Source organism: Kitasatospora sp. NPDC001664, assembly GCF_053596675.1.
The window spans coordinates 40,940-67,465 of record NZ_JBSFGS010000012.1 but is presented as its reverse complement, the minus strand read 5'-3'; the positions used below and the strand labels follow the sequence as shown (position 1 = coordinate 67,465).

Below are 26,526 nucleotides of genomic sequence, written 5' to 3'. Positions count from 1 at the left end.
CTGATTGGATATCCAATCAGCGGGGTGTGGCTGTGGTCACGTGGCTGATTGCTTGTTCGCGCATTGCTGTTGTGGCACGTGCGCACATGCTCATTGCTGGCCGCACGTGCTCGTGCTCGCACTACGTCGTTGCGCGTTCGTGGTCAAGGCTCAACAGCTCGTTGTGACTGTGAACGCATTGAGTGTTCGCGTCTTGACGAACGCGCTTTGAAGTGGCAACGCGGCGCGCGTCACGACGTGGCCGCTGTCACAACGCGAATCGCTTGACGACAGAGGGGGTGGGGGGGTACTCCCGTGCGCGCGCGTTCACTGGCCGGTGCGTCATGGCACCTCGGGTTCTGTGCGATCGCCGGAGGCTCCTTTCTTCGCCACGTTCCCGCAGGTCAGGGCCACCTGACGCACCCCGGTTAATAGCTATGCAGGCACCCCCGCGCGCGTGCGCGCACGTATGCGGCACCCCGGGGACCTGCTCCCCACGGGCCAACGTCTCCCGGACCTCTCTCCCCGGTCGAGACACCCGTGGGGCCCTCTTGCTTCCGGGCCACAGCGGTGAGCACAGCTCCCGTGGTCGGCCCGGTGACTACTCAGACAGATGCCGGCCGCGACAGAGAGTGATCCGCGTGAGTTCGTCCCGACGGTCCACCCCTCTCCCCCGCGACTGGCCCCGGCGACGCCGGGCGGCCATGTCCCGCGCCTCGTGGATGTGCGAATGGGTCCGCTACGACACGGGGGAGCCCTGCATGGCTCCGGCCCGGCACTGCGACCACATCGTCCCGGCCTCTCAGGGCGGCTCCGATGAGGCTGACAACCTCCGTGCCCTCTGCGACTGGCACGTGCGGGCGAAGGACATGAAGGACGCGGCAGCGAAGACCAAGGGCCGCCAGCGCGGTTGGCAGCGCGCCCGACGGCCCCACCCGGGAGAGATCCGTGAAAATTGACCTCAAGATCAAGGACCCGGCCCGGCTCCGCTCGGCGCTGATCAAGGCGTATGAGACCGAGCTTGACCTAGAGCCCGCCGACCACCAGGCGATCACGCTGGCATCTCAGATGATGGCCCGTGCCGCCCACCTTGACGAGCTGGTGGAGTCCGAGGGGCAGATGGTCCCCGGCGGGAACCGCGCGGGCATGTTCGTACTCCACCCCGGCATCACCGAGGGCCGTCAGCTTCGGCAGGCCGCCGGGAACCTCCTGGCGAAGATCCGGGGCGAGGGCGAGGGAGCCGAGCGCGGCCACAACGCCCGCTCCGCTGCCGGGGCCCGTTGGGGGAACCGTGTCTAAGCTCTCCGCGCAGGGTCGCAAGCACGTGAAGGCCGAGAACTTCGCGCTGCCCGGCCGCCGCTACCCGATCCACGACCGCAGCCACGCCGTCAACGCGCTGGCCCGCGTCTCCCAGTACGGGACGCCTGCCGAGAAGGCGGCCGTCCGGGCTGCCGTGTACCGCAAGTACCCGGCGCTGAAACGGAGGGCCGATGGCAAGGCGTAAGGTCCGTCGGTCGGCGGGTCCGAGCAACGAGGCCCAGCGCATCGCGCGGACGATCACCTACTACGAGGTCTGTTTGGCCGACGAGATCCCGCGCCCCGCGCAAATGGAACTCTGGGCCGCCGACTTCTCCGAGCCCTTCGCCGCCGGGGAGCACGTCTCCGCCGAGCTGGCCGCACATCTGGAGGACGCCGCGCAGGCCGAGGCCGCGCGCTGATTGGATATCCAACGAGTGAGGAGCGGACATGCGGTACGAAGCTGTCCGCACGATCCCGGACGACGTGCCAGAGCGCACGTTGGCCGGTGAGATCCTTCGTTGGACCGCCCACTTCTTCCGGGCGGACTGGAAGTACACGCCGGAGCAGATCCGCATCCTGGCGCGCTGGTACTCGCTGAACGAGGCCGGAGAGTTCGACTTCAACCATGGCACCGTGCGCCGGGTGAAGGGTCACGGCAAGGACCCGTTGTTCGCCTCGGTGTGCGCCGCCGAGCTGGTCGGCCCGGTCCGCTTCGGAGGCTGGCGCGAGGACGGCTCTCCGATCGGCGTCCCGCCGAAGGAGGCGTGGGTCCAAATCTTCGCCACGTCGGCGACGCAGAACACGAACACCATGTCTGCGCTGTTGACGATCTACAACGACAAGGCGATTGAGCGCTACTCGATCGACCTGGGGCAGGAGAAGTGCTACGCCCGCCAGGCCGACACGGACGGCCGCCTGTGCCGCCTGGAGGCCAAGGCGTCCAGCTACCGCGCCGCCGAAGGTGGCCGCCCATCGTTTGCTCTGATGAACGAAACGTGGCACTGGGTGGCTTCCACGCAGGGCCCGAAGCTCAGCCAGACGATCCGAGCCAACGCGGTCAAGGTCGAAGGCCGCTGCATGGAGATCACGAACGCCCCGGTCATCGGCGAGGAGTCGGTGGCCGAGAGCACGTGGTACGACTTCCAGAAGCAGCGCGAGGGCCGGGCCCGGAACACGGGGCTCTACTACGACTCCGTTGAGGCTCCGAGCGGGGTGGACCTGGCCGACGAGGACCAGCTACGCGCCGCGATCGTGTGCGCCCGTGGCGATGCCGTCTGGATCAACCCGGACCGCGTCATGCCGGAAGTCTGGTCGGCCTCCATCACCGAGGACGAGTCCCGCCGCAAGTACCTGAATCAACTCACCGTCGCCGAAGACGCTTTGGTGGACCCCGAGGTTTGGGGTCGGACCGAGGTGGACCCATCGGCCGGCCTCCGTAAGGGGGACCGGATCGTCCTGGGTCTGGACGGCGGCAAGACCGACGACGCGACCGCCCTCGTGGCAATCCGCGTGCGGGACAAGCTGGTTCAGAAGCTCGCCGTCTGGGAGGCCCCGGACGGTCCGGCCGCGAAGGGCTGGGAGGTGGACCAGGGCGAGGTGTCCGACTTCGTCGGCCACGCCTTCGCTACCTACCGCGTTGCGGCCTTCTTCTCCGACGTGGCGGGCTGGGAGTCCTACGTCGCCGAATGGTCGGAGACCTACGGCCCGGACCTCCGGCTCCGTGTCGGCACGCGGTCCGCCGTCGGGTTCGACATGCGGCAGAACCAGCGCGAAATCACGATCGAGCACCAGGCCATGGTGGGTGCGATCGAGTCGGAAGCTCTCCCCCACGTCGCGGACTACACGCTGACGCGGCACACGACCAACGCCCGCAAGCGGCACAACAAGTACGGCATCTCCTTCGGCAAGGAGTCGCGGGAGTCCAAGAACAAGGTGGACGCCTACGCGGCGATGTTGCTGGCGTGGATCGCCTACCGCCGCTTGATCGAGTCGGGCAAGCACAAGCCCGCCGTTCAGCGGCCGGGCACGATCGAGACCCGAGGAGGTTTCTGATGGCGGAAGCCTCTGTGGTCCTCAAGCGGGCCGCGCACGCTGACACGCTGATCACGCGGGACCGGCAGCGTCTCAACCTGGTGGACCGGTACACCCGGGGCTACCACCGCGCGCCGTACGTCCCTCGTAAGGCGAATCCCGAGTTCAAAGACCTGGTGAAGCGGTCCATCACGAACGTGATGCCGCTGGTCATCGACACCCCGGCGAACGCCCTCCGTGTGGAGGGCTACCGCCGGGCGGGCCAGGAGAAGAACGCGCCTGAGTGGGAGTGGTGGCAGCGGAACCGGCTGGACGACCGCCAGGCGGCCGTGCACCGCGCCGCGCTGGCCGACGGCGTCGCCTACGTGGCGGTGACGCCGGACCCCCGCCGGGGGAAGCGGGCCCCACTGGTCAGGGCCTTCCCAGCCCTGACTACCACGGCGGTCTACCAGGACCCGGTGTACGACGAGTTCCCGTTGTACGTGCTCCACGCCCCGCCGAAGGACTCCACCTCGGATGAGCACCGCATCGGCTACCTGTGGGACGACTACGCGGAGTACGTCATCGACTTCGACGCCGACCGAGGCGCGAAGGTCATCACGACGAAGCCTCACGGCCTCGGGGTCTGCCCGGTCGTCCAGTTCACCCCGGGCCGGGATCTCCACGGCCGCGCGGTCGGCCTGGTCGAGCCGCTGATTGTTGTTCAGGACAAGCTCAATCAGCAGGTGTTGTCCCTCCTCCTCGCGGAGCACTGGGGCGCGCACGCGATCCGCTACGGGACGGGCCTGGCCCCGACCGAGCGCCTGGACGAGTTCGGCGATCCGATCACGGACGAGAAGACCGGCGAAGTCCTGTACGACGTGCCTTCGTTGGACCCGTCCATGCTGCTGATGGCTCCGAACGCCGACGCGAAGTTCGGTCAGCTCCCGGCGATGCCGACGGGGGACCTGCGCGCGGATATCGACCAGACGATGCAGAGCATCTGCGCCATCTCGCAGACCCCTCCGCACTACCTGATGGCCGACATGGTGAACCTGTCGGCGGACGCCCTGGTCGCGGCGGAGTCCGCGTTTCAGCGGCGGCTCTCCGCCATTCAGGACTCTTTCGGGGAGTCCTGGGAGAGCGTCCTCCGGCTGATCGCCCGCATCGTCGGGGCGGCCGGCACTGACGACGAGTCAGGTCAGGTCACGTGGGCCGACAAGGGCAACCGCTCGTTGGCCCAGGCCGCCGACGCGCTCACGAAGTTGATGCAGCAGGGCGTCCCCCTGGCCGTCGCCCTGCGCAAGGTCCCGGGGTTCAGTCAGGCCGACGTGGACGAGTCGGTCAAGGCCGCCGAGGAGGCTGCCCGGAAGGCCGAGGCCGCTGAACGAAGGGCGATGAGCGATGGCATGGGTTCCGCAGGTGACCGCGATGGCGGCGGCCAGCGAGGCGTACGACCAGGCTCAGGCCAGGATCGGTGACGCCTTCCAAGCCGAGTGGGCTGCCGTGCTGGCTGCCACGACCCCGGCGAGGCTGGCGGCTTCGATGACCTCCGCCGGGGCCCGGTACCGCGCCGCGATCCGGGCTCAGGCTCGGGCGTCGCGGGCCCTGGCCATCTCCTACTACCGGCTGCGCCGGGCGCTGGAGACTGGCCGGGTGATCGGCGGGCCCGGTTACGTGCCGGGGGCCTCGCTGGGCTCCCTCTGGCAGGACTTCAACCGGCTCACGGGCAAGCGGACCGGCTCCGGACCGCGCACGCCTCTGCCCGTGGACCGGGTGGACCCGTTCCCTCGGGAGAACCTGGAGCGCGAAGCCGCGAAGGCCGAGAAGGCGTTCCGGGAGTCCGTGACGGAGCCCGTCCGCAAGCACGAGGCCGAGCGCGGTTCGTCCGCCCTGGATGACGCGGAACTCGTCGCCTGGGAGCGGGAGTTCATGGACTCACTCCGTGAGGAGTCCGGGGCCGCCGGGGAGAAGGTGGCCCGCGACGAGGGCCGTGGAGTGATCCACGAGGCCCTTCCGAACGACCCGGGGGCGGTGGGCTACTACCGCGAGTTGCGGAGCCCGAAGCCCTGCTACCGCTGCCTAATGGTGGCGAGCATGGGCGCGGTGTACAAGTCCCGCGCCAGCGCCGGGTTCCGCTACCACCTCAACTGCAAGTGCCGCCCCCAACCGATCTTCTCGCGCGCCTACACCCTGCCCACTGCCAACGCGCGGGCGGTGCGCCTCTGGAAGGCGTTCAAGGAAGCCACCGGCGGTGGTGACCAGGAGGCGTGGCGCACGTGGCTGCACAACACCGGCCACCTCAAACGACCCCCTAAGAAGACCTAGGAGAGACCTTGTCCGAGCAGCAGACCCCCACCCCCGCCGAGGCGATCCCGGGCGGCGTCGCCCACCCCGCCACCGAGGCCGGCACTGACGGTCAGTCAGGCCGCGGGACTGGGGCCCCGGAGACTCCTGCAACTCCCGAGCCCCCGAAGCCGGTTGAGCCGGACTACAAGGCGCTCTACGAGAAGATGACCGCCGACCTGGAGGCCGCCAACGAGCGCGGCCAGGAGGCTGGAGTGGAGGCGGACGAGCTTCGCGCTCAGGTGGCCCTCCTCCAGGAGCAGGCCCTTCGGGACCGGATCTCGGCCGAGTACGCTCTCCCGCCCGCGCTGGCCCGGCTGGTCCAGGGCGGCGACGAGGAGTCCGTCCGTAAGCACGCCGAGGAGCTGGCGGCCGTCGCCGCTCCGAAGCCGGAGCTGGGCCGAGGCGGACTGACGCCGGACGCCCCCGCGAAGCTCTCCCCGGAGGAGCTGGCGCGCAAGGCGCTCGCTTCCTCCCTGGCCTGGTAATCGGCCGCCAACTCCCACGCCCGTAGGGCCTCCTGCGGGCTTCCCTCTTCCTGAAAGGCACCATCATGGCTAACAGTTTCCTCACCGAGGAGTCCGGCCACATCGCGGCCACCGCCGTTGCGATGCTCCGTGACTCGCTGGTCCTGGGCCGCCTGGTCCACCGCGACGCCGAGGGCGAGTTCCACGGCCGCGTGGGCAACTCGGTCAACATCGAGATCCCGGGACACGCTGGCGGCGCGATTGACATCGCCCAGTCCGGCGACATCGGCAACTCGAAGATCAGCACCTACAACGACGTCAAGGACGACAGCCAGGCGCTCAAGCTGACGAACCACTTCGCCCACCCGGTGAAGCTCACCGCCAAGGAGATGACCCTTGACGTGGACGACTTCGCCTCGCGCGTGCTGGCCCGCCAGGTCCGGGAGCTGGCCGAGAAGGTGGAGGGCAGCATCGCGGCCCTGCTGAACACCGAGATCAGCGCCGTCAAGACCACGGACGCGGTCACCGACGCCGCCAAGATCCTGAGCGCGGTCACCGCTGCGGGCGTTCTCCTGGACGAGAACGGCGTCTCCGAGGACGGCCGGGTCATCGTCGCGTCCCCGCAGTCGTACGGCCTGCTGGTGGACAACGAGATCCTGACCAAGGTCAACGAGAGCGGCGCGACCGGCGCTCTCCGCAAGGCCGAGGTGGGCGAGGTGCGCGGCTTCACCGTGTACAAGTCGAATTTCGTCAAGGAGGGCATGGTCGCCATGTCCCGCCAGGCGTTCATCGCGGCCATCGTTCCCCCGGCTGCGGCCATGGGCACCAAGTCCGCGTCCGTCTCTGAGGGCGGCTACGGTCTGCGCTGGCTCCAGGACTTCGACATGGGCAGCGTCTCGGACCTGTCTGTCCTGGACACCTTCTTCGGCGCGGCCAAGACCAAGGCCCAGAAGACCCACGATGGCCGGACCCTGGTCCGCTCCGTCGCCATCCGAACCTCCAAGGTCACCTCTGGCGGCTGAGCCTCACTCAGAACGGAGGCTCGGACATGCCGCCGATCAGCGCAGACGCGCTGTTCCGACGGCTGGGGAAGCCCGCCCCGCTCGAAGGTGAGGAGCTGGGGCGGGCGGCTGCGGCCGTCGAGGACGCATTCGCCCTGGTGCAGGCGCACGGCCACCCGGCGTGGACCGTGGACAAGCACCCGAAGGCCATCACAGCTCTCGTGCTGGCCGTCGCGGAGCGGAAGTTCCGCAACCCGGAGGGCCTGGTCCAGGAGCAGGCCGGTGAGGTCTCGTACCGCATGGGCGAGAACACTCCGCAGGGGCTCACGCTGACGCGCGGGGAGCTGATGTTGATTCAGAAGGTCTCCGGCCGGGCGGGCATGAAGTCCGTCCGCGTTCAGCGGGATGTGCTGATTGGACATCCAATCAGCTACCCCTACCAGAATCCCCCGGGCCCCTGGGGGCTCACGTGAACATCTGGGAGAAGGCCCACACTGCGGCGACGGTCTACCCGATGGTTCGCGTGGACGACGGGTACGGGGATCTCCGGCCGAAGCCCGCCGAGACCGGCACGACCTACCGCGCGTGGGTTCAGCCGGTCGGCGACGCGGCCGGGTGGCGTGCGCCGGTCGGCGCTCAGGTCGGCTGGTCTCCCCCGCTGCGGCTCAAGCTGCTGTTCCCGCCGGACACTCCCATCTCGGAGTGGGCCCGGGTGGACGTGTACGGGGATCGCTGGACCGTGGTGGACCCGCCCCGGCGGCACCACGGCGTCACCGACCGCATGAAGTTCGTGACCGTGATCGTTGAAGGAGGCGGCCAGGATGGCGACGGTTGACCCGAAGCTGGACGAGCGTATCGCCGGGATGCCCGGCGTCATGGCCGAGTTGAAGGCCGAGGCCCTGGAGCGAGAGCTTCGGGCGAAGGCCGTGGCCGCCCTGCACATCGAGACGGGCGCGTTCATCGAAGGCATCAAGGTGAAGCGCCACCGCAAGGGCTACGCCGTGCTGTTCAGCGACCCTGAGTCCCTGGACAAGAACTATGGCGGGTTCAACAAGCGGGCCGGTCGGCACGTGGACGGCGTCCACGCGATTGAGGCGGCTCTCCTGTGAAGCCCTTCAACTACGAGATGCCGGACGCGGAGCGCCTGGTCCTCCTCGCGCTCCGCGCCGCCTTCCCTGGGGTCCGCTGCGCCGTATACCTGCCTACCGACTGGCAGAAGACGCTCCGTCAGGTCGGCCGGCTCCTGATCGCCCGGCGGGTCGGCGGGAACGAACGGGTACCCGGCCATGTGGATTCCGGCATGTTCAACGTGCAGTGCTACGCCCTGAGTCGGCGCGACGCCTCGGAGATGGCCCGGCAGGCTCGGGCGGCCCTCCGCCGGGCGGCGCGCGACCAGTTCGCGGGGCCGGACGGGCACCTCCAGAACTTCCGCGAAGTGACCGGCCCGTTCATGACCACGGACCCGCTCACAGAGGCGCAACCGGACTTCTACCGATTCACCGCCAATTACATGATCGACACGCGGCCCCGCCGCTGAAAGGAGTCACGGCGATGGCCGGAGACGACAAGCTCACCCCCGCAAAGTCCGCCGAACTGGTACCGGGTACCGGGTTCATTTTCGCGGCCCCGGTCGCGGAGGCTTCGAAGACCTTCCCGGAGCTGCACAAGCTCACCGACGCGGCGAAGATCGTGGCCGAGATCGAGGCCATGACCGGTGGCTGGAAGTCCATCGGGAACACCTCGCTGGAGAACGGCATCGAGATGGCGTCGGAGGGTGACGAGCCCGAGGTTCTGGGGTCCTGGCAGGCCCCGTCCCTGCGGACGACCAACCCGAAGAAGGTCTACAGCCTGACCATGGCTCTCCACGACTTCACGGCGGAGACGTTCAAGCTGTACTACGGCAGCTCGAAGGGCGCGGAGGCGGACGGCACCTTCGCCATCCCGGTCAACCCGGAGGCCCAGGACCGCGCGCTGCTCATCGTGGGCGTGGACGGCACCAAGGCCGTTGCCTGGCACTACGCCCAGACGAAGATCCTCGGATCGGACGCGGTCAGCATCGACCCGGCGGCCATGTCCGAGATGCCGGTGAAGGCCACCGTTGTTGCTCCGGCGACCGCCGACCGCGTCGGCACCGTTACCCCGGTCTTCCAGATCGGCGCGGCCCCCACCGAGGCGGGCCAGTAACACCCGAGCCGGGCCCCAACTTCGGGGCCCGGCTCACTCATTGGATTACCAATCAGCGAGAGAGCTGGAGAGATCATGAGCAAGAAGACCAAGAGCACCACTCTGTCCTTCAAGGACCTCAAGGCCGAGGCCGAGCGCAAGCACGGTCAGGGCTTCGCCTTCATCGCCGAGAACGGCAAGCGCGTGTCCCTGCGCCGCCTGGAGGCCGTCCCGGGTGGTGACCTCAAGGCGGTCATGGGCTACATGGACGTGATGCAGTCGGAGAAGGTCTCCGACGGCGGCCGGATCGAGGCCATGGGCAACCTCCTGGTGGCCGTGGCCTCGGACAAGGCGGCCATGCGCGCCTCGGTGGACGCGCTCCCCCTGGACGCCGTGATCCAGGTTTGCGAGGGCTGGATGGAGGCCGTTTCGGTGGGGGAAGCGTCGGCCTGATCAGGCTGCTGGACCGTCATGGGGCGGAGGTGGCGGCCGACTTGCGCCGGTTCTACGGGGTGGACCTCGTGGACTGGGTGCGCGGCCGGTACTCCTCCCTGTACGTCACCGCTCTGATCGGGGCACTTCCCGACGAGTCTGCGACCGTGGCGGCCCTCCGGGGCGGCCGGGATGCCCTGGGCTGGGGCCCGCAGGCTTACGTGCTCGCGGACCTGGTGGACGCCGTGCAGGCCCTCACACACGTGCAGGTGGCCAAGGCGTCGAAGAACCCCAAGTCCGTTGAGAAGCCCACTCCTTACCCCCGTCCGTACGCCAAGAAGGGGCGTCGCTCGGGGTCTAGTCCGTTCGCTGCGGCGCTGGCCCGAGGGGTCGGCGAGGGCGGTGGAGCTGTCACGGACAGTTCGGCCGGCGGGCACGGACAGTCAATCAAGCTACCGGCGGCGGTGGTCCAGCGCTCCGGTTCGCTGCCAGCGGTTCCGCCGGTCCGACTCACCTAGGAGGTGAGGCTATGGCCGGGCCTGGAGGCCGCGAGGCAGGCCGCGTACACATCCGAGTAGTTCCGGATACCGACGGGTTCCGTCAGCGGCTTAAGAACTACCTGGAGATGCTGGAGAAGTACTCCAAGCTCAAGATTCAGCTCAACCTGGACACGGGCGACGCTGCGGCCCGAATACAGGAGCTGGCCCGCGACCGGCGGGTGAACATCAGCGTGGACGCGGACACCGCCGAGGCGGCGGCTCGGATCGCCGCGCTGGCCCGCGATCGTAGGGCGACCATCGACGTGGACGCCGACACCGGCCCGGCAGACCGGACGGTCCACGCCTTCATCCGGCGGAACTGGCGGTGGGGTATCCCGCTGCACGTGACGCGCCGGTCCTTCGAGAAGGTGAAGACTTCCGTCCGCGAACTCGGCCGAGGCTTCCGGACGTTGGGGCAGGGCTTCGGCCAGCTCTTCACCACGAGCCTTGAAGGTACCTTCGCGGGACTCAAGACCATGGGCGACGCCCTCAAGGAGATCGGCTCCGCCACCCTCCAGGGTGCGGCCGGGTTCGCTCAGATGGGCTTGGCGGTCGCGCCGGTCCTGGTGGCCGTTATGGCGCTGGCGTCGTGGGTCGCGGTGGTGGCCTCGGGCCTGATCGGCGTGCTGGCCCTGGCCGCTCTGCCGGTCCTCCCGATCGGCCTCGCGGCCATCGCGGCGGCTGGTGACTTCAAGAAGCTCGAAAAGTCCATCGAGAACGCGATGGGCAAGGTCAGCGAGGCGCTACAGCCCGCCACCAAGGCCATCCGCGAGCAAATGGGCGGCGCGGTCAAGCAGGTGACGGCCTGGTTCGAGCAGGCCGAACCGAAGATCAAGGCGTTCTTTGACGCGGGCGCGAAGTTCGTTGCCCCCATGGTGGACAGCATCCTCCAGTTCACGGACATGCTGTTCCCGAAGTTGACGGCAGCGATGAACTCGCCGGGCATGAAGGCGTTCACGGACGCGCTCCCGGCCGCGCTGGTCCGTATCGGCGAGACCCTGGGCGACTTCTTCGTCCGGCTGGCCGACGGCGGCGACCGCTTGAAGCTGATCCTCGACCCGCTGAACGACGTGCTCCGCGAGTTCATGTTGGGCATCGCGGATCTCGCGGTGGCGTTCGCCCCGGAGATCGCTGAGTCGATCAAGTGGTTCGCGGACTCGCTGCGGAAGTTCTTCCAGATTTTCAAGGACAACGCCGAGGCAACTGCCGCCCTGATGCGCCTCGTTGACCTGACGTTGCGGGCCTTGCTGCTCGTGATCGAGGTCGTCATGGCAAACTGGGAGGGCATGGCCGTCGCGGCGGTGGCCCTCTGGCACGCCTTGCAGACGGCCTGGGACGGGATCGTGGCGGGGACGAAGGCAGCGTGGTCGGCAGTGACCGAGACCGTTTCGTCATGCTGGAACGCGATCTACTCGACCGTGTCCGGCTGGATCGGCACGACCGTGGACGCGGTGGCGTCGGCCTGGCGGTCGGTGGTCGAGTGGACGCGCTCCACCTGGGCCGATGTGAAGTCGGCCGTCTCGGACGCCTGGAACTCGATCTACTCGACCGTGTCCGGCTGGATCGGGACCACGGTCGATGCCGTGGCCTCCGCCTGGCGGTCAGTGGTCGAGTGGACCACGTCCACGTGGAACTCGGTGAAGCAGGCCGTTTCTGACGCCATGTCGAACCTCAAGAGCGCAGTGTCCGAGGGCGTTTCCAACGTGGTCTCGTTCTTCGCCGAGCTGCCGGGCAAGATCCTCGGGGCCATCGGCGACCTGGGCTCGCGCCTGTTCGAGGCAGGCAAGAACGCCATCTCTGGCCTGGTGAACGGCCTCAAGTCGGTGAGCATCCCATCCATCAGCGATATCGCGGGCGGCCTCAAGGGCGGCATCGGGAGCATCCTCGGACGCTCCGAGCCCGGCCCCAATCCGCTGGCCGGGCCGGTGGCGCTCGGATACGCCCGGAGCCCGCTGGACGAGGCGGCGAAGCCGTTCGCGGCCTTCGCCGACTCCGGCGCGCTGGCGTACGGCCGCCGGGCCGTTGGCGGGCTGGGCCATGTCTCGGGCGGCGGGTCGCTGATTGGAAATCCAATGAGCGCGCCACAGATCACCGTTCAGGCCCGCACGGACGCCGACCCGTACGAGATCGGCAAGCAGATCGCCTGGGAACTCAAGACGAGTGGGAGGTAACCCATGATCCCGCCCTACACGGGCGAGGCGTGGACGGCGGAGTTCGGAGGGGTCACCATGGGTGGCCCCTCCTCCGTCGTCTTGGAGGAGGTTTCCGGCCTCCTGGACGCGCCCGAAGTTCGCACCAGCGACGCCGAGTTGCTGCAACGGGATGGCCTCGTGCCCGGCACCGACTACATGGGCGGCCGGAGCGTGACTCTGTCCGTCGTCGCCCTGGAGCCGGCCGATGTGCCAGCCCTCCTAACTGCCTTCCGGCCGGGGGGAGTTGAGCGCCCGTTCCGGTTCGCCTTCCCCGGCATCGCGGGCGGCCTGGGCCAGTTCATGGCTCGGGTCCGTCGCCGGTCGGGAAAGGTCGATGATCAGTACGTGGCCGGGGCCCGACGCTTCGACGTGGAGCTGTTCGCCACGGACCCCCGGCTCTACTCCGGCGGCCCGGACCCCAACCGGCTGGAGATATCGGTCCGCGTGCCCCGACAAGGGTCGCCGATCTTCCCGCTGCACTATCCGTTCGACCTGGGCGGCCGGGAGAAGACGGGTTACGCCGCGCCGAGCCTGGTCAACTACGGCTCGGTGCCGGTCTATCCGGTGATCCGGCTGACGCCCCGCGCCGGGTCGGTCCTGAACCCGAAGCTGACGCTGGTGCGGGGCGGCGTACGGCGGACCTTCGCCACTCAGGGCCTTCCGGTCTCCCGGGGGGACACCCTGCTCATCGACATGGCGGCCCGGCGGATCACGCTGAACGGCTCCAGTCGGTTCGGGATGGTGCTCCCGCAGTCGGAGTGGTTCGCGCTGGAGCCCGGGGCCAGCGTCATGCACCTGGACGTAGAGGACGGCCCGGAAGGGCTGACGGCGAGTGTCGAGTGGCGCTCTGCCTGGATGTGAGGAGTAGTCAACATGGCAGGTAGTGAACTGAGGGCTCCGCTGTTCGCGCAGGCGGGCCGTTACGATGCGCTGGACTTCCGGAACATGATCGGGAGGACCCGGGGTCACCAGGTCGGCCCGGCCGGGCCGGAGGCGCTGGCCGTGACGAAGGTCGGTGACGGCAACTCGGTGTCTGTGGCGGCCGGTTCGGTGTGGCTGCCGGACGACGTACAGGCCGACCACGAGGGCGCGGTGTACTTCGCCCACCTGGACCAGGCCGTCACCCTGGCCATCCGGCTGCCGGGAGCTGGCGGGAAGACTCGGACGGACCTGGTCATCGCGTACGCGGACCCTGACGGCGCGGAGACCCCGGCAGCCGCCTACCGCAGCACTGCTGGCCGCTTCATGCAGCCGGTCTGGTACTCACAGGACGGCACGCCGTACTCCGAGAACCCTGACGACCTGTCAGTGCCGGCCGGTGCCTCTCGCCTCGGGTCCTCCTACACAGGAGGCTGGACCATCGCGGTAGTTGAGCCGTCCGCGCCCGGCCTGACGGACTGGCGAATCCCGGACAACGCGGTGATCCTGGCCAAGGTCGAGAGTGCCGAGACCGGCGTCTCCGGCGTCCAGGACTACCGGTTCCGCGACGTGTCCGAGCTGATCCGTGGTCAGCTCCAGGTGGACACGACCCCGCTCCGGCACCTCCGGACGGCCGGGGACCAGACCGTTGGCCAGCTGGCCCGGATCGCCCCGGCGGGCTCCCTGATCTACGACCACAAGGCCAAGACGATGGTGGTTGTCACGGACCAGGCTCAGGGCTACGTCAAGGGCCTGGCGGCGCGTCGGCAGACGCGCAACTTCCAACAGGGCGACTGGGACAACTGGTTCCCGTCTGAGCCGAGCCCGCAGAACTGGATGGACATAGGGGCGATCACGCTGGACCCCGTCCCCTATGACCGGAACGTGGATGTGATCTACAACCTGACGGCCAAGGAGGTCGTGGGCAACGCCGACTATCAGGTCTGGCTCCGAGTCCAGTACAACGGCGCGGACTTGGCCTCGTACGGCCCGCAGTTCCCGGGCCGGGGCGCGGAGATCAACCTCAACAAGGGGCACGCCCGCGTCCTCCCGGCTGGCCAGGCCCTCAACGTCACCGTTCAGGGCGGCTGCCAGGGCGGCTGGCAGTGGAAGCGCCCGTCCGGCCCGGCCTCGCTGATCGTGTCCGACTCCCCCGCGTAAGGAGGCCGCATGGCTGAGTACCGAATACTCCTCTCGGAGTTCAAGACGGGTGCCGTCCTGGCCGAGCTTCCAGCGTCGGACCTCCAGTTCCGTTCGGTGCTCTCCGCGCCAGGAGCCGGCCGAGTCCAAGTCCCTCTGACGGCCAGGCCGTTGGAGGGCCTGGACTGGTCGCTCATCTCGCCGTGGCGCACGCTGGTGCACGTCCAGCGGGGCCCGCTCATCCTGTGGGCGGGCCCGCTGGTCTCCTGGGACGTGGACATGGCCTCGGAGGTCATGACGATGGACCTCATCGGCCTGTGGGGCTACTACCGGCGGTGCATCATCAACCGGGAGTCGCCCCGGAGCGAGGTCGGATACGTCGTCAACCAGCTCGGCCAGCATGTGATTGCGCGGGAGCTGATTCAGCTCTACGGCGACAACTCGGCCGAGCGGGGCGGGAGCTACTGGCGCTCGAACGGGCCGGACGCACTGACCTTCGACCCGGACCAGGCGGACGGCAAGCTGAGGGACCGTACGTACCTCTGGTACGACTGGAAGAACCTGGGCGAGGCCGTGGAGCAACTGGCAGCCGTCATCGACGGGTTCGACTTCCGCATTGACCATCGCCGACCCGGCACCGGCCGCATCGTGAACGACTTCGTGTTCCTCCCACAGGGCGGGACGCCCACGACGTTCATCCTGGAGCACGGGGTCAATTGCGACGTAACGCGGGTGACTTCGAGCGGCGATCAGATGTGCTCGGAGACCGGCGTCAACGGTGCTGGCGAGGGCTGGGGCCAGCTCAAGAGCTGGTGGTACAACGGCGCGCTTGAGTCGGAGGCTGGCCGCCGGATTCCCCGGCTGGCCGCGATCGAGACCCACAACTCGGTGACCGAGTACAACACCGCCGCAGCACACGCCTGGCGCATGGCTGCCGTCGGCCAGACGCCGATGGTCGTGCCGGAGCTGCGACTTCACCCCGGCGGCGATGTGAGCGCCGGGAACCTGCGGGTTGGCCATATCGTCCGCGTCCGGGCCCGGCTGGCGTCGTGGCCGGGCGTGGAGGGGGACTACATCGTCCAGGAGATCGACACCCGCGTGACCGGCTCCGGCGAGGAGACCACGCTCTCTCTCGTGCCCGTGAGCATCTACAAGCGCGTGGAGGGCCTGGAGCCCGGCGACGGCGACCCGGGCGCTTCACGGAAGGAGTGACCATGCAGGTTGGACGGCCAACGCTGGCCGACGAGTTCAATGGGATCAACTCCCGCATCTCGGCCATGGAGCGCCAGAGTTCAGCGTGGGGCGAGGTGCTGACGTTCGGGACGTACCCATTCGCGCAGGACCAGCCCGGCTGGTACGCCTGCGGGTTCGTCTCCACGATCTCCCTGACGCAGCCCGTCATCCGGCTGGACTTCCGGACGGCCATCAAGGCAGGCATCGCGGCCCGCTTCCGGCTGTTCGACTCGGACACCGGATGGACTACGGAAGAAGGCGTCATCCAGGGTCTCAACGACTCGACCGGCAAGGCCGTCAATCAGTGGGTCCAGCTCTCGTGGGCTCACGGGCTCCCCGTCGGTCGGGCACGCAAGTGGCACCGGATGGCCTTCCAGGTCTCCGGGGCCCCGGGCGGCATGAACTTTGACCCCGGCGTCGCCCTCTCCCTCCCCCATAGCCAAGCACCCGAGGCGACCGCCTCCGGTCACTGGCAAATGATCGAGAAGCCGCCCGGCTTCCACTGACACCGCATCAACCCTGGGCCGCTCATTGGATATCCAATGAGCGGCCCTCTGTATGACAGGACACCGCATGAGCTACACCGCAGAGACCGTCATCCGCCTGGCCCGCGCCGAGGTGGGATACCGCGAGGGCCGCGACAACGACACCAAGTTCAACCGGTCGTTTGGCCAGATCCCGGGCTACCCGGCGAACGGCTACGGCTACCCCTGGTGCCAGAGCTTCCAGTCCGTGATTCACAAGGCCGCTGGCGGCCGGGCGAACACTGACTTCCCGTGGACCGCCGGGTGTTCGGCGGCTACCTCCTGGGCCAAGTCCCGGAACCGCTTCTACTCTCAGCCGCGCGTCGGCGACATGGTGATGTTCGGCCCCGGCGGCGGCACTCACGTGGAGCTGGTCGTGGCCGTCGAGTCCGGCCGCATCAAGACCATCGGCGGCAACACCAACGACAACGGCAGCGCCAACGGCGATGGCGTGTACGAGAAGTGGGTCACCAAGTCCTCCCGCATCCACGGCTACGTGCGCCCGAACTACGCGGCTGGCGGCTCTGGCGACGGGGGCAACTCCGTGACTGAGGGTCAGGCCGGCGGCGACGGAACGTGGCGGGTTTCGAAGGGGCAGACGCTCGGCGGCATCGCTGCTCTCCTGGGCGTCTCGGTCGGCGCGATCGTCGCGCTGAACCCGTCGATCACTAACCCGGACCGCATCAACGAGGGCCAGACGCTCAAGGTCCCGGCGAAGTCCGGCGAGGCCCACAAGCCGACCACCCCGGCGGAGAAGCCGACCAAGCCGACTAAGCCGACGACCCCGGCGGCGGGCAGCTACACCGTGAAGTCCGGCGACACCCTCGGGGGTATCGCTGCGAAGCACGGCGTCAGTCTGGCCGCGCTACTCAAGGCGAACGAGGGTCGGTTCCCCAACCCGAACGTCATCATGCCGGGCCAGACGGTCCACCTCCCGGCCAAGGGCTCGAAGGCCGTCACCTCCACCCCTGCCCCGGCCCCGGCGAAGGCGAAGCCGAGCATCCCGCCCGCGCCGGTGAAGGGCGAGAAGGGTGACCCTGGTCCGCAGGGCCCGAAGGGCGACAAGGGCGACAAGGGCGACCGTGGCGAGAAGGGCGAGCCCGGCAAGGTGATCGTGGTGAAGCCGCTCAAGCCCGGGAAGACCCCGGAGGTTCAGCCCCCGGGCCCGGCTAAGGAGACCGTCCCGGCAACCCCGCTGGAGAAGAAGCCCGTCAAGACTCAGGGCACCTCCCTGGACTCGTGGATCGAGCAGGCCCGCGAGGAGCTGCGCAAGCACGGGGACAAGGTGCCGTCCGCTGCCGCGATCAAGGCGCGCGTCATGACCGAGTCCGGCGGCAACCCGAAGGCGATCAACCTGTGGGACTCGAACGCCAAGCGAGGCACCCCGTCCAAGGGCCTCATTCAGACGATCGACCCCACTTTCCGGGCCTACAAGCTAGCGCATCTCTCGGATGACCCGTACGACCCGGTGTCCAACATCGTGGCGGGCGTCCGGTACGCGAACGCGACCTACAAGGCCGTGGGCGGATTCGAGGGCATCGCACTCAAGAAGGGTGGTTACTGATGGCCGAGCGGCCGGACCCGCTGGGCGTCACGATCGGCGCGCGGGAGATTTACACGGAGCTGGTGGGCGTGCGGGACGACGTGCGCTCGCTGGCCCAGTCGCGGGACACCGTGGACGCGGTCTTGGAGGACCACGAGACCCGCGTGCGCGCCCTGGAGCGCTGGCGCTGGGGCGTCGGTGCCGGGGCTGCCTCGGGCTTCGGCGCGATGGTGATTGAACTCGTCCGAGCTACTGGAAGGGCATGACATGAAGGAACTCATCCGCAAGAACCCTGTCCGCTTCCGGGCGGCCGTCGTCGCCCTGGTCGCGCTGCTGGCCAGCGTGGTACCCGCGCTGGCCGACGTGAACGCCGAGGCGGTGGCGGGCCCTATTGTGGCCATCGTCGCCCTCTGGGCTGGCCAGTCCGCCGGTCGTCGCGTGATGCTCTCCGAGGATCACCAGGCGGCAGAGCTGACGGCACAGCGCGCCATGGCGGAACGTGACGCTGCCCACGACGAAGCGATGGCGCTGCTGGCCGCCGCTCCCCCGCCGGAGCCCGAAGCCCAGTAACCCCTAGGCCCCTCCTGTCCGTGCCGGGCGGAGGGGCCTTCGCTCATTGTGTATCCAATCAGCGCGTGTGGCTGCGCGGTGTCGCCGGGGTGCGCTACAGTCGGTTTCGTAAGCGCGATCAACCGAGGAGACGCCGTGGCAGCCCAGCCGAGCATTGACCCCTTCAACCCGCCGGAGGACGCTTCCAGCGAGGACGTGGATGCGCTGGACGCGCTCCGCGCGGAGTACGAGGAGAAGTACCACGCGGGCCTGGCCTCCGCCCTGGGTGTGGAGGCCGAGACCCTGACCACGGTCCTGGCCCGTGAGCTGCCCACCGACGTGGCGACGGCGAAGGCGCTCGGTGTGAAGGTGAAGCCGCTCCGCGACGCCACGGCGAAGGTCCACGAGGATCTGGCCGACCTGATCCGCGACCTGACGGCGGCGGACGAGCTGGAGGCCATCATCGAGCGCCTTCCGGGTGAGGGTGCGGACATTGCCGAGCTGGAGAAGGAGGCGGGCGCGTTCCTGGCGGCGATCGAGAACGACGAGGTCCGCGAACTCCTCAAGGCGTCCGTGGAGGCGGCGGTGGAGTCGGCCCGTGCGGGTAAGCCGCTTGAGGGCGTGGTCGTTGAGGTCAAGCCGGAGTCCACGGACTACGCGGTCGCGCTGGGCGACAAGGCCGAGGAGACCACGAAGAAGGCCACCGAGCTCACCAAGACGCTGGGCGAGTCCATGGGCTCGCTGGCCAAGTCGGCCGTAGCGCTGGCCCAGCACGTCTACGACGTGCGCAAGCAGCTCACCAACGGCAAGGGGCTCGAAGACCTCAAGGGTGACTCTCCCGCCGCACAGGCGTGGAAGGCGAAGTTCCTGGATGACGCGGGGCTTGCCCCGGCAGAGGGTGACTCCCCGGCCGAAGCTGCCGAGAAGCTCAAGAACCGTGAGCGGGTTGACCAGGCCATCGCCGAGGCCATGTCCCCGATCCGCGTGCTGGACATTCGGGACCTGGACAACAAGCCCGAGGAGCTGGCCGCGCGGTTCCCGGGGATGACCTCCTCCGCCGACGTCTTCAAGGCGTACAAGCTCAAGGACAAGACGCAGGCGGAGATCCGGGCGGAGAACTACCGGCTCAAGAAGGAGGCCGAGCGCGCGGCCCTGGAGGCGGCCAAGGCCAAGTCCGACGCTGGCGACGGCGAAGGCGGCGGCGAGGGCGACGAGGGCGGCGAGGAGACCGGCACCGAGCTGGAGAAGGCCGAGAAGAAGTTCGCGGCCGTGAAGCGTGGGATCAAGGCGCTGACGAAGGACGAGGCCCTGGACGCCCTGGACGAGCTGACCGACGCGCGCAAGAAGGAGATCAAGGCGGACGCCGAAGCCATGATCAAGCAGCTTCGCAAGGTTGTCGCCGCCGTCATCTGACGCGCAGTACCCGGGCCCCGGCTCTCCCACTGGGAGGGCCGGGGCCTTTTGTGTACCCGGGTGCAGCTACGGTCTGTGCCCGCCGGCCTTCCGTCGAGTAGTCATCCCTGGTCAGCGGGGTCGGCGGGGGTGGTCAGTGTAGTTATGTATGAAGTGAAGTTCTTCTAGAACAAATACACAGACAGAGCCCTCCTCTCTCCGGCTCTCCCCTCCTCGGTGTACGTGCACCTGCACTCGTGCACTCGCCCTCTCCGGGCTCACCTGACGCATCCCGGTAAGTCAGGACGAAGCAACCGAGGAACGGAGACAACGACATGAACGGCGTGGCTCTGATCGGCCGGGCTCGGTCCGGCAAGGACACGGTGGCCGCGATCCTCCGACGCGACTACGGGTTCACCCGCGTCGCCCTGGCCGACCCGCTCAAGGACATGGCCCTGGCCGTTGACCCGGTCATCGGCCTGGAGCTGCTGGGCATGAACGCCCCGGCTCCGCTCCACCTGCGGACGGCGGTGGAGCGGTACGGCTGGGAGCGCGTCAAGGACGAGTATCCCGAGGCCCGGCGGTTCCTCCAGCGGCTCGGCTCGGAAGGCATCCGCGAGCACGTGGACCGCGATTTCTGGATTCGGCGGTGTCTGCGTACGGCCGCAGCCGCGCCCGGCCCCGTGGTCGTGACGGACGTGCGATTCGCCAACGAGGCCGTCCACCTGGTCCGCAACGGCTTCAAGGTCTGGTTCATCGACCGGGGAGGCCCGGACGGCGAGCACCCGAGCGAGCGCCTGGAGGCGAAGCACGCTGACCTGACCATCGACAACCGCACCACTCTGGCCGCCCTGGAGTGCCAGATCCACACCGCTATGAAGGAGAACCGCGCATGAGCCTGCGAGACCTGGACCTGATCGACCGCATCGCCACCGCCGTGGAGGAGCGCGTCTACCGCTACACCCCGGCCGAGGAGACGGAGGCCGAGGCGGCGATGCGCGAGGCCGCCGAGCGGTCCGCTACAGCCCGCGTGGCCAACGAGGTGCCCGGCTACGTGGACGGCCTCCCGTCCATCGGCTGACGCCATCCCGGCCCAGCGGCCGGCACTGACAACTCATCAGAAACGAAGGCCCGTCCCACCTCTGGGGCGGGCCTTCCGCATGCAAGGAGAGAACATGAGCGGCGTTCAGACGGTCTACCGATCGGGCTCGCGCTACTACATCCACCCGAAGACGGACGCGCTGGCTCCCTCGGTCACGTCGGTGTTGAACATGGAGGCGAAGCCTTTCCTCCAGGGGTGGTCGGCCAAGATGGCGGCGGAGTGCGCGGTGGAGGATCTGGAGGTGGTCCAGCGCATCGCCGACCGCGACCGCGCGGCGGCGGTGGACTTCCTCAAGAACGCGGCGAAGCGCTACACGAAGGTGCGCGCGGACGTGGGCAGCCTGGTCCATGACGTGTGGGAGCTGGAGCTTCGTGGCGAGCATCAGCGCCGCGTGCATCCGGACGTAGAGCCGTACATGCCCGCGATCCGGGCGTTCCTGGACCACTACCAGCCGGAGCTGATGTACGCGGAAGACGTGGCGTGGTCTCACGGCTCGGGCCCGGACACGACCTATGCGGGCTCGTTCGACTTCATGGTGCGGATCAACGGCAAGGTGGTCTTGGGCGACCTCAAGACCTCCAAGGACGTCTATCCGTCGGTGGCCAAGCAACTCGCGGCCTATGCCCACGCGGACGAGCTGATCACGTCCGATCTCGTCTCGCAGCCGTTCCCGAAGATCGACCGTGGCGCGGTGCTGCACCTGACGCCCGCGAAGTCCGAGTTCCGGCCGGTCGAGATCGGCGACGGCGAGTTCGCCAAGTTCATGAACCACCGCGAGTCGTTCAAGCACTCGCGCGCTGGCGTCGCCGGGATCATCGGCCGCGCCGCCTGGCAGTTCAGCGACGGGACCGTGACGGGCACTGCCCGCCGGTCCTGACCTGACGCACCCCGGTAAGTGAGAACGAGGGGCGGGCCACGCCGACGCGATGCGCTCGCGGGTGAAACCCAATAGGTCCGCCCCTCCCCCAACCCCCAACGACTGGAGAGCACATGACCCACAGCAGCACCCTGGACAACATCTTCGCTGGCGACCCGGAGCACGCGCAGAAGGTCGCGGAGAAGTCGGAGCGCTTCTCTGACGACGTGGTCGGCAAGTTCCGCAACTACCGCGCGGTGCCGGGCGGCGGCTTCCCCGAGAAGGTCACCAACTGGGACGTGACGTGTGCCGTCCCGGCGGACGCCCAGGCCGTCTACGAGCTGCTGGGCGGTCAGCCGCCGGTGGAGCGGGAGACCGAGGCGGAGGACGCTCTCCTGGTGGCCACCGACACCAACTCGGTGCCCATCATCATCGCGGGCCCGGAGGCCATCCGCTTCGACATGAAGCATTGGATCAATGGGAAGCTCGCGCACCACTGCAACGGCGTGACCTTCCTTTCCCCCGACGAGGACAAGGGCGTCCCCTGCGGCTGCCCGAAGACGATCGCCGAGCGCAAGGAGCGCGCGAAGAACGAGCGCGGGCCGAAGCCGGATATCCGCCTGCACTTCCGCCTCGCCGATGACCCGTCGCTGGGCATCTTCGAGTACAAGACCTCCGGCTGGACCCTCCTGGACGACCTCCACTCGATCTTCAAGGGCCTGGACGCGGTGGGCGGTCCGGCGCTGGCCCAGCTCAACGATGAGTTGGTGGAGTACACCACGAAGGCCGGGCGGGAGGTCTCGTACACCAAGCTCCAGGTCAAGATCCTCAAGGCGTACGAGGACGCCATCACCGACTCGCCGGAGGCGGGCTACGACGAGGAGCCCCCGTTCTAACGGGTGCTCGCTCATTGGATATCCAATCAGGGGCCCTGGCCAACGACGAGCCGGGCCCCCTTCCCTGCGGCCGGAGGCCGCGAAACTCTGGAGAGAGAATGCAGATCGACAGCACTCACACGGTGAACCCCCTTGCCGACTCGGCGCAGGCTCAGGCCACCATGCGCCGCGCCGTGGGAAGCACCCGCGACTACGCCCAGACGTACCCCCAGCGGCACCCGTCGCCCTCGCAGGGCACGGGCAACTCGCAGGCGAAGCTCAACGCTGACAAGGTGCTGGCGATCCGCAAGGCGGCCGACGCTGGCGCGCGCCTGGCCGAGCTGGCGGAGGCGTTCGAGATCAGCGTTCGCGCCTGTCGGCACATCGCCCGCCGGACCAGTTGGACCCACCTCCCCGAGGAGGCCCGATGAAGACGGCGGCGTACTCCACGGCCCTGTGGTCGGTCCGTCCTGCGCTCCGGCGTGAGCTGCTGCACGACCGAAAGCGTGAGCTGGTGGCCGACGGCGCGGACTGGAATGCGATTCGGCTCGCGGACGACGCCTGCCACATGAACGACTACGGGAAGTACCCGGACGGCGAGGAGTGGTTCTGATGCTCTACTACGGCAACAACGGGGAGGCCCGGGCGATCCGGGATCTGACGGAGGCGGCTGACAGTATCGTCGCCTCGTCTCCTCTGGTGGCCGCCGCTGCGCTGGCCGAGGCCGGAGAGCGGGCGACCGCGCTGGCGAAGCTCATCCGGGCGGAGGAGGGCCAGTGATCTACCGCATCAGCAAGGACGCCGCCCCGGCCCTCGGGGACGTTCAGGACGCCGGGCCCGGAGACATGGTGATGATCCTCCGGGATGCCCGTGAGCGTCACGACATGGCCCGCTACTGGGCTGCCGCAGGCGTCGCGTTCCAGCGCGGGGCCACCATCACGGGATCGGGGATCTGATGAAGCACCACATGTACCACTGGCTTACCTGCATCGTCGTGTGCCTGGCGGTCCACGTCGGCCTGGAGGTCTCGGGCGTCTTCCCGCTGCTGGGAGAGAGGCAGGCCCATGGGTAACCCGAACAAGGCGAAGGGGACCGCGCACGAGACGGCGGTGTCCCGGTTCCTGAACGAGGAACTGGGGCTCGGGCAGTACGAGGAGTGGCAGAAGCGGTTTGTCTTCGCCGACCCGCACAACCCGGACAACGTCCGCCGTCAGGTTCAGACCGGCGTGCACGACGTGGGCGACCTGATGGCCCGGCCGTTCATCGTGGAGTGCAAGGACGAACAGACGATCCGGCTGCCGGAGTACGTCCGGCAGGCGAACCGCGAGGCGGCCAACGCCGGGGTGCCGTGGGGCGTCGCGGTGGTGAAGGCCCGGCGGAAGAAGATCGCCGACGCCTACGCGGTGATGGACCTGATGACGTTCTCCAAGGTGCTGGCGGCTCTCCGGGCCGCCCGTGAGTGATGACAGGCAGTCAGGCCGGCGGCTGCACACAGTGAGGAGAGACCCGTGCGCATGACCGAGATCCTGGACCGCCTGGAGGAGTGGCACGACTACCAGCCGGGCGAGTGGGTGGCCCGCTGCCCGGCCCACGCCGATGGGAAGCCGTCGCTGTGGTTGTCGCTCAAGGAGTCCGGCACCGTGGGCCTGGCCTGCCGTGCCGGGTGCCGCTTCGGGGACGTGGTGGCCGCCATGGGCCTACTCCCCCGCCACCTCTTCAACGTCCGGGCGGACGGCCTGGAGGCTGCTCCGGCAGCACGGCCGGAGGCGGTCTCTCCGCGCTACGTGGCGGGCCTTCGCGGGTGGCTGGACGGCCTCCAGCGGGCCGGGGAGGTGCCGGAGGTCTCCAAGTACGTCCGGGGTCGCTTCGGGCTCTCAGACGCCGACGTGGAGCGTCTGGGCCTGCGGGCGTGGGAGCCGCAGCCGTGCCCGGAGTGGGTTCCCGGCTCGTTCGTCCGGTACCCGCGCCTAGTTGTGCCGATGCACGACATGGCGGGGGTGGCCAGGGGTGCTCAGGGCCGGGACCTCTCCGGCCGCTGCCCCGTCCGCTGGGTGTCGCTGGCGAACCCGGAGGGCTTCGCCTGGCAGAAGTGGGCGTGGTTCCCGGGGCCATCGGACACGGTCCTGGTGTGCGAGGGCATGGGAGATCCGCTGTCGGCGGTATCGCTCGGATACTCGGCGGTGGGTGTCCGTGGGGCTTCGCTGGCCACCTCGCCGGAACTGGCGGAGCTGGCCGACCACTTGCGGGGCCGTGACGTGGTCCTGGTGGGCGACGGCGACAAGTCCGGCCGCCGCTTCAATGCCGCGCTCGCGGAACTGCTCGGGGGCGACGTGCGCACCCTGGACCTGCCTCCGGGCACGGACCTGACTGACTGGAGGAACGCCGCATGACGAGCTGCAACAACACCGACATTCACGCCGCCATCGCGGCGGCCCCGAAGTACCCACCGCTGATTGGAGATCCAATCAGCGAGTCACTGACACTACCGTCGGCGGAGGCGGTGGACGCCTACAAGGACGTGGCCCGCCGGTACGGGGCGTCCGACATGGTGAACGCCGCCGCTCTGGTGCGGTTCACCCGGGGCGGAATCAAGTACGCGCCGGGGCTGGGCTTCCACGTGTGGGACGGCCGCAAGTGGGTGCGGTCGGACGTGAAGGTCCGGCAGGCAGCTCACGATCTCGGCGCGGCCATCATGGAACAGAACGCCTTGGACCGCGACGACTTGCGGGCGAAGCTGGCCGCCACGGTCGCGCCCGCCGACCTGGACGCGGTCTTCGAGAAGGAGGCCGAGAAGCTACCCCTTGCGAAGACGGCGAAGGGGTTCACTATGTCGCGCCGGATCTCCGACATGATCACGGAGCTGGCCTCCGTGGACGGCGTCCACACGGACGTGGACGAGTTCGACAACAAGCCGGAGTTGCTGACGTTCCAGAACGGGACGGTGAACCTGCGAACGGGCGAGATCCGGGCGCACGACAAGGCCGACATGCTGACGAAGGCGCTCCCCTTCGACTACAACCCCGCCGCGACTTGTCCGCGCTGGGAGAGGTTCTTGAAGGAGATTTTCCCGGACCGGCCGGACATGCTCGGCTACATGCGGCGGCTGGCTGGGTACGGCATCACCGGTTCGACGGCGGAGCAGTGTTTCGCCGTGTTGATCGGAAAGGGCGCGAACGGGAAATCCGTCTTCCTAGACACGCTGACGCACGTCTTCGGGGACCTCTCCGAAACGACCCGCTTCGAGACCTTCGAGGACCGGGGCAACTCGATCCCCGCCGACCTGGCGGCCCTGCGCGGCTCCAGGATGGTGATGGCCTCGGAGGGCGAGGCGGGGAAGCCCATGTCCGAGAGCGTGCTCAAGCGCGCGACCGGCAGCGACAAGCTGACGGCCCGCTTTATGCGTGAAAACTTCTTCACCTACCAGCCCACTTTCCTCCTGTGGCTGGCCTCCAACCACACCCCCTCGTTCCGATCGCAGGACGAGGGCCTGTGGCGTCGCGTGAAGCTGATCAAGTTCGATCGGTACTTCGCGCCGCACGAGCGTGATCACGGGATCTTCGCCACGCTGCGGAGCGAGGCGGAGGGCATCGCGGCCTGGGCGGTCAGGGGCGCTATGGAGTGGTTCCGGGAGGGCCTGGTCGAGCCGGAGAGCATCAAGGCGGCTACGGCGAACTTCAAGGAGACCAGCGACGCCCTGTCCGAGTTCTTCCCGGACGTGATGGTGAAGACCCACGAGGAATCGGACCGGGTTCCTCTCCAGGACGCCTACAACGCTTACCGGGACTGGATGGAGGCTTCCGGCGAACGCCCGTGGACGAAGCGGGGGTTCGCGTCCGCGATGGACGAACGAGGGGTGCGCAAGGTGCGCGCGGCCTCCGGCATGGTGCTGACCGGCGTACGGCTGGCAGGCACCCACAGCGGCCCGGCAGGGCCCGGGATCTTCGGCGGTGACGCCTAGAAGGAGAG

General features: G+C 68.5%; 36 protein-coding genes. All 36 read left to right on the top strand.

The window, feature by feature from the left end; translation table 11 throughout:
- Positions 1–323 precede the first annotated feature (323 nt).
- A complete protein-coding gene (locus ACWCYY_RS18380) occupies positions 324–938 on the top strand; it encodes an HNH endonuclease (RefSeq protein WP_449796627.1) in 615 nt (204 codons plus the stop codon).
- On the top strand, positions 928–1,278 hold the full coding sequence (locus ACWCYY_RS18375; protein ID WP_449796626.1) for a hypothetical protein: 351 nt from the start codon (positions 928–930) through the stop codon (positions 1,276–1,278). The genes ACWCYY_RS18380 and ACWCYY_RS18375 overlap by 11 nt, the downstream gene beginning before the upstream one ends.
- Entirely contained in the window at positions 1,271–1,483 is a 213-nt protein-coding gene (locus ACWCYY_RS18370; RefSeq protein ID WP_449796625.1) for a hypothetical protein, read from the top strand. Before ACWCYY_RS18375 ends, ACWCYY_RS18370 begins: the two co-directional genes overlap by 8 nt.
- On the top strand, positions 1,470–1,697 hold the full coding sequence (locus ACWCYY_RS18365; protein WP_449796624.1) for a hypothetical protein: 228 nt from the start codon (positions 1,470–1,472) through the stop codon (positions 1,695–1,697). The genes ACWCYY_RS18370 and ACWCYY_RS18365 overlap by 14 nt, the downstream gene beginning before the upstream one ends.
- A gap of 28 nt (positions 1,698–1,725) precedes the next feature.
- Complete coding sequence (locus tag ACWCYY_RS18360) at positions 1,726–3,330, top strand: terminase (protein WP_449796623.1); 1,605 nt, start codon at positions 1,726–1,728, stop codon at positions 3,328–3,330.
- On the top strand, positions 3,330–4,769 hold the full coding sequence (locus tag ACWCYY_RS18355) for a phage portal protein (protein WP_449796622.1): 1,440 nt from the start codon (positions 3,330–3,332) through the stop codon (positions 4,767–4,769). The genes ACWCYY_RS18360 and ACWCYY_RS18355 overlap by 1 nt, the downstream gene beginning before the upstream one ends.
- Entirely contained in the window at positions 4,720–5,616 is an 897-nt protein-coding gene (locus tag ACWCYY_RS18350) for a VG15 protein (protein ID WP_449796621.1), read from the top strand. The genes ACWCYY_RS18355 and ACWCYY_RS18350 overlap by 50 nt, the downstream gene beginning before the upstream one ends.
- Before the next feature lie 8 nt (positions 5,617–5,624).
- Positions 5,625–6,122 (top strand): hypothetical protein, encoded by a 498-nt coding sequence (locus tag ACWCYY_RS18345; protein WP_449796620.1) that lies wholly within the window; start codon positions 5,625–5,627, stop codon positions 6,120–6,122.
- 65 nt (positions 6,123–6,187) lie between these two features.
- Positions 6,188–7,123, top strand: a complete 936-nt coding sequence (locus ACWCYY_RS18340; RefSeq protein WP_449796619.1) for a P22 phage major capsid protein family protein — start codon at positions 6,188–6,190, stop codon at positions 7,121–7,123.
- 26 nt (positions 7,124–7,149) lie between these two features.
- On the top strand, positions 7,150–7,575 hold the full coding sequence (locus tag ACWCYY_RS18335) for a hypothetical protein (RefSeq protein ID WP_449796618.1): 426 nt from the start codon (positions 7,150–7,152) through the stop codon (positions 7,573–7,575).
- Positions 7,572–7,937, top strand: a complete 366-nt coding sequence (locus ACWCYY_RS18330) for a hypothetical protein (protein WP_449796617.1) — start codon at positions 7,572–7,574, stop codon at positions 7,935–7,937. The genes ACWCYY_RS18335 and ACWCYY_RS18330 overlap by 4 nt, the downstream gene beginning before the upstream one ends.
- Positions 7,924–8,211, top strand: a complete 288-nt coding sequence (locus ACWCYY_RS18325; RefSeq protein ID WP_449796616.1) for a DUF5403 family protein — start codon at positions 7,924–7,926, stop codon at positions 8,209–8,211. The genes ACWCYY_RS18330 and ACWCYY_RS18325 overlap by 14 nt, the downstream gene beginning before the upstream one ends.
- A complete protein-coding gene (locus ACWCYY_RS18320) occupies positions 8,208–8,639 on the top strand; it encodes a phage tail termination protein (RefSeq protein WP_449796615.1) in 432 nt (143 codons plus the stop codon). The genes ACWCYY_RS18325 and ACWCYY_RS18320 overlap by 4 nt, the downstream gene beginning before the upstream one ends.
- A 14-nt stretch (positions 8,640–8,653) precedes the next feature.
- On the top strand, positions 8,654–9,286 hold the full coding sequence (locus tag ACWCYY_RS18315) for a phage tail tube protein (protein ID WP_449796614.1): 633 nt from the start codon (positions 8,654–8,656) through the stop codon (positions 9,284–9,286).
- 75 nt (positions 9,287–9,361) lie between these two features.
- Complete coding sequence (locus ACWCYY_RS18310) at positions 9,362–9,718, top strand: hypothetical protein (RefSeq protein WP_449796613.1); 357 nt, start codon at positions 9,362–9,364, stop codon at positions 9,716–9,718.
- A gap of 29 nt (positions 9,719–9,747) precedes the next feature.
- On the top strand, positions 9,748–10,215 hold the full coding sequence (locus ACWCYY_RS18305; RefSeq protein WP_449796612.1) for a hypothetical protein: 468 nt from the start codon (positions 9,748–9,750) through the stop codon (positions 10,213–10,215).
- Positions 10,216–10,322: 107 nt separating this feature from the next.
- Positions 10,323–12,407, top strand: coding sequence for a phage tail protein (locus tag ACWCYY_RS18300; protein ID WP_449796611.1), 2,085 nt, complete (start codon positions 10,323–10,325; stop codon positions 12,405–12,407).
- Between the two features lie 57 nt (positions 12,408–12,464).
- The gene (locus tag ACWCYY_RS18295) at positions 12,465–13,289 is read left to right on the top strand and encodes a phage distal tail protein (protein ID WP_449796610.1); all 825 of its coding nucleotides are present in this window, start codon (positions 12,465–12,467) and stop codon (positions 13,287–13,289) included.
- A 12-nt stretch (positions 13,290–13,301) separates the two neighbouring features.
- Positions 13,302–14,507 (top strand): hypothetical protein, encoded by a 1,206-nt coding sequence (locus ACWCYY_RS18290; RefSeq protein WP_449796609.1) that lies wholly within the window; start codon positions 13,302–13,304, stop codon positions 14,505–14,507.
- Positions 14,508–14,516: 9 nt separating this feature from the next.
- Positions 14,517–15,698: a hypothetical protein gene (locus ACWCYY_RS18285; protein ID WP_449796608.1), complete on the top strand. Its 1,182-nt coding sequence runs from the start codon at positions 14,517–14,519 to the stop codon at positions 15,696–15,698.
- A 2-nt stretch (positions 15,699–15,700) separates the two neighbouring features.
- Entirely contained in the window at positions 15,701–16,225 is a 525-nt protein-coding gene (locus ACWCYY_RS18280; RefSeq protein WP_449796607.1) for a hypothetical protein, read from the top strand.
- A 67-nt stretch (positions 16,226–16,292) separates the two neighbouring features.
- The gene (locus ACWCYY_RS18275) at positions 16,293–17,807 is read left to right on the top strand and encodes a LysM peptidoglycan-binding domain-containing protein (RefSeq protein WP_449796606.1); all 1,515 of its coding nucleotides are present in this window, start codon (positions 16,293–16,295) and stop codon (positions 17,805–17,807) included.
- A complete protein-coding gene (locus tag ACWCYY_RS18270; protein WP_449796605.1) occupies positions 17,807–18,052 on the top strand; it encodes a hypothetical protein in 246 nt (81 codons plus the stop codon). The genes ACWCYY_RS18275 and ACWCYY_RS18270 overlap by 1 nt, the downstream gene beginning before the upstream one ends.
- Position 18,053: 1 nt before the next feature.
- Positions 18,054–18,356, top strand: coding sequence for a hypothetical protein (locus ACWCYY_RS18265; protein WP_449796604.1), 303 nt, complete (start codon positions 18,054–18,056; stop codon positions 18,354–18,356).
- Positions 18,357–18,491: 135 nt separating this feature from the next.
- Positions 18,492–19,748: a hypothetical protein gene (locus ACWCYY_RS18260; protein ID WP_449796603.1), complete on the top strand. Its 1,257-nt coding sequence runs from the start codon at positions 18,492–18,494 to the stop codon at positions 19,746–19,748.
- 314 nt (positions 19,749–20,062) lie between these two features.
- Positions 20,063–20,623 (top strand): deoxynucleotide monophosphate kinase family protein, encoded by a 561-nt coding sequence (locus ACWCYY_RS18255; protein ID WP_449796602.1) that lies wholly within the window; start codon positions 20,063–20,065, stop codon positions 20,621–20,623.
- Positions 20,620–20,808: a hypothetical protein gene (locus ACWCYY_RS18250; protein ID WP_449796601.1), complete on the top strand. Its 189-nt coding sequence runs from the start codon at positions 20,620–20,622 to the stop codon at positions 20,806–20,808. Before ACWCYY_RS18255 ends, ACWCYY_RS18250 begins: the two co-directional genes overlap by 4 nt.
- Before the next feature lie 94 nt (positions 20,809–20,902).
- Positions 20,903–21,706: a hypothetical protein gene (locus ACWCYY_RS18245; protein ID WP_449796600.1), complete on the top strand. Its 804-nt coding sequence runs from the start codon at positions 20,903–20,905 to the stop codon at positions 21,704–21,706.
- A gap of 113 nt (positions 21,707–21,819) precedes the next feature.
- Complete coding sequence (locus ACWCYY_RS18240) at positions 21,820–22,581, top strand: recombination directionality factor (protein WP_449796599.1); 762 nt, start codon at positions 21,820–21,822, stop codon at positions 22,579–22,581.
- Between the two features lie 98 nt (positions 22,582–22,679).
- Positions 22,680–22,991 carry a hypothetical protein gene (locus ACWCYY_RS18235; protein WP_449796598.1) on the top strand — a complete coding sequence of 104 codons (312 nt, stop codon included), beginning with the start codon at positions 22,680–22,682 and terminating at the stop codon, positions 22,989–22,991.
- Positions 22,988–23,173 (top strand): hypothetical protein, encoded by a 186-nt coding sequence (locus tag ACWCYY_RS18230; RefSeq protein ID WP_449796597.1) that lies wholly within the window; start codon positions 22,988–22,990, stop codon positions 23,171–23,173. Before ACWCYY_RS18235 ends, ACWCYY_RS18230 begins: the two co-directional genes overlap by 4 nt.
- On the top strand, positions 23,173–23,340 hold the full coding sequence (locus ACWCYY_RS18225; protein ID WP_449796596.1) for a hypothetical protein: 168 nt from the start codon (positions 23,173–23,175) through the stop codon (positions 23,338–23,340). The genes ACWCYY_RS18230 and ACWCYY_RS18225 overlap by 1 nt, the downstream gene beginning before the upstream one ends.
- Positions 23,337–23,516: a hypothetical protein gene (locus tag ACWCYY_RS18220; RefSeq protein WP_449796595.1), complete on the top strand. Its 180-nt coding sequence runs from the start codon at positions 23,337–23,339 to the stop codon at positions 23,514–23,516. The genes ACWCYY_RS18225 and ACWCYY_RS18220 overlap by 4 nt, the downstream gene beginning before the upstream one ends.
- A 108-nt stretch (positions 23,517–23,624) precedes the next feature.
- Positions 23,625–24,023 carry a hypothetical protein gene (locus tag ACWCYY_RS18215; RefSeq protein ID WP_449796594.1) on the top strand — a complete coding sequence of 133 codons (399 nt, stop codon included), beginning with the start codon at positions 23,625–23,627 and terminating at the stop codon, positions 24,021–24,023.
- A 51-nt stretch (positions 24,024–24,074) separates the two neighbouring features.
- Complete coding sequence (locus ACWCYY_RS18210) at positions 24,075–24,950, top strand: toprim domain-containing protein (protein WP_449796593.1); 876 nt, start codon at positions 24,075–24,077, stop codon at positions 24,948–24,950.
- Positions 24,947–26,518 (top strand): DNA primase family protein, encoded by a 1,572-nt coding sequence (locus tag ACWCYY_RS18205; protein WP_449796592.1) that lies wholly within the window; start codon positions 24,947–24,949, stop codon positions 26,516–26,518. Before ACWCYY_RS18210 ends, ACWCYY_RS18205 begins: the two co-directional genes overlap by 4 nt.
- Positions 26,519–26,526: the final 8 nt, after the last annotated feature.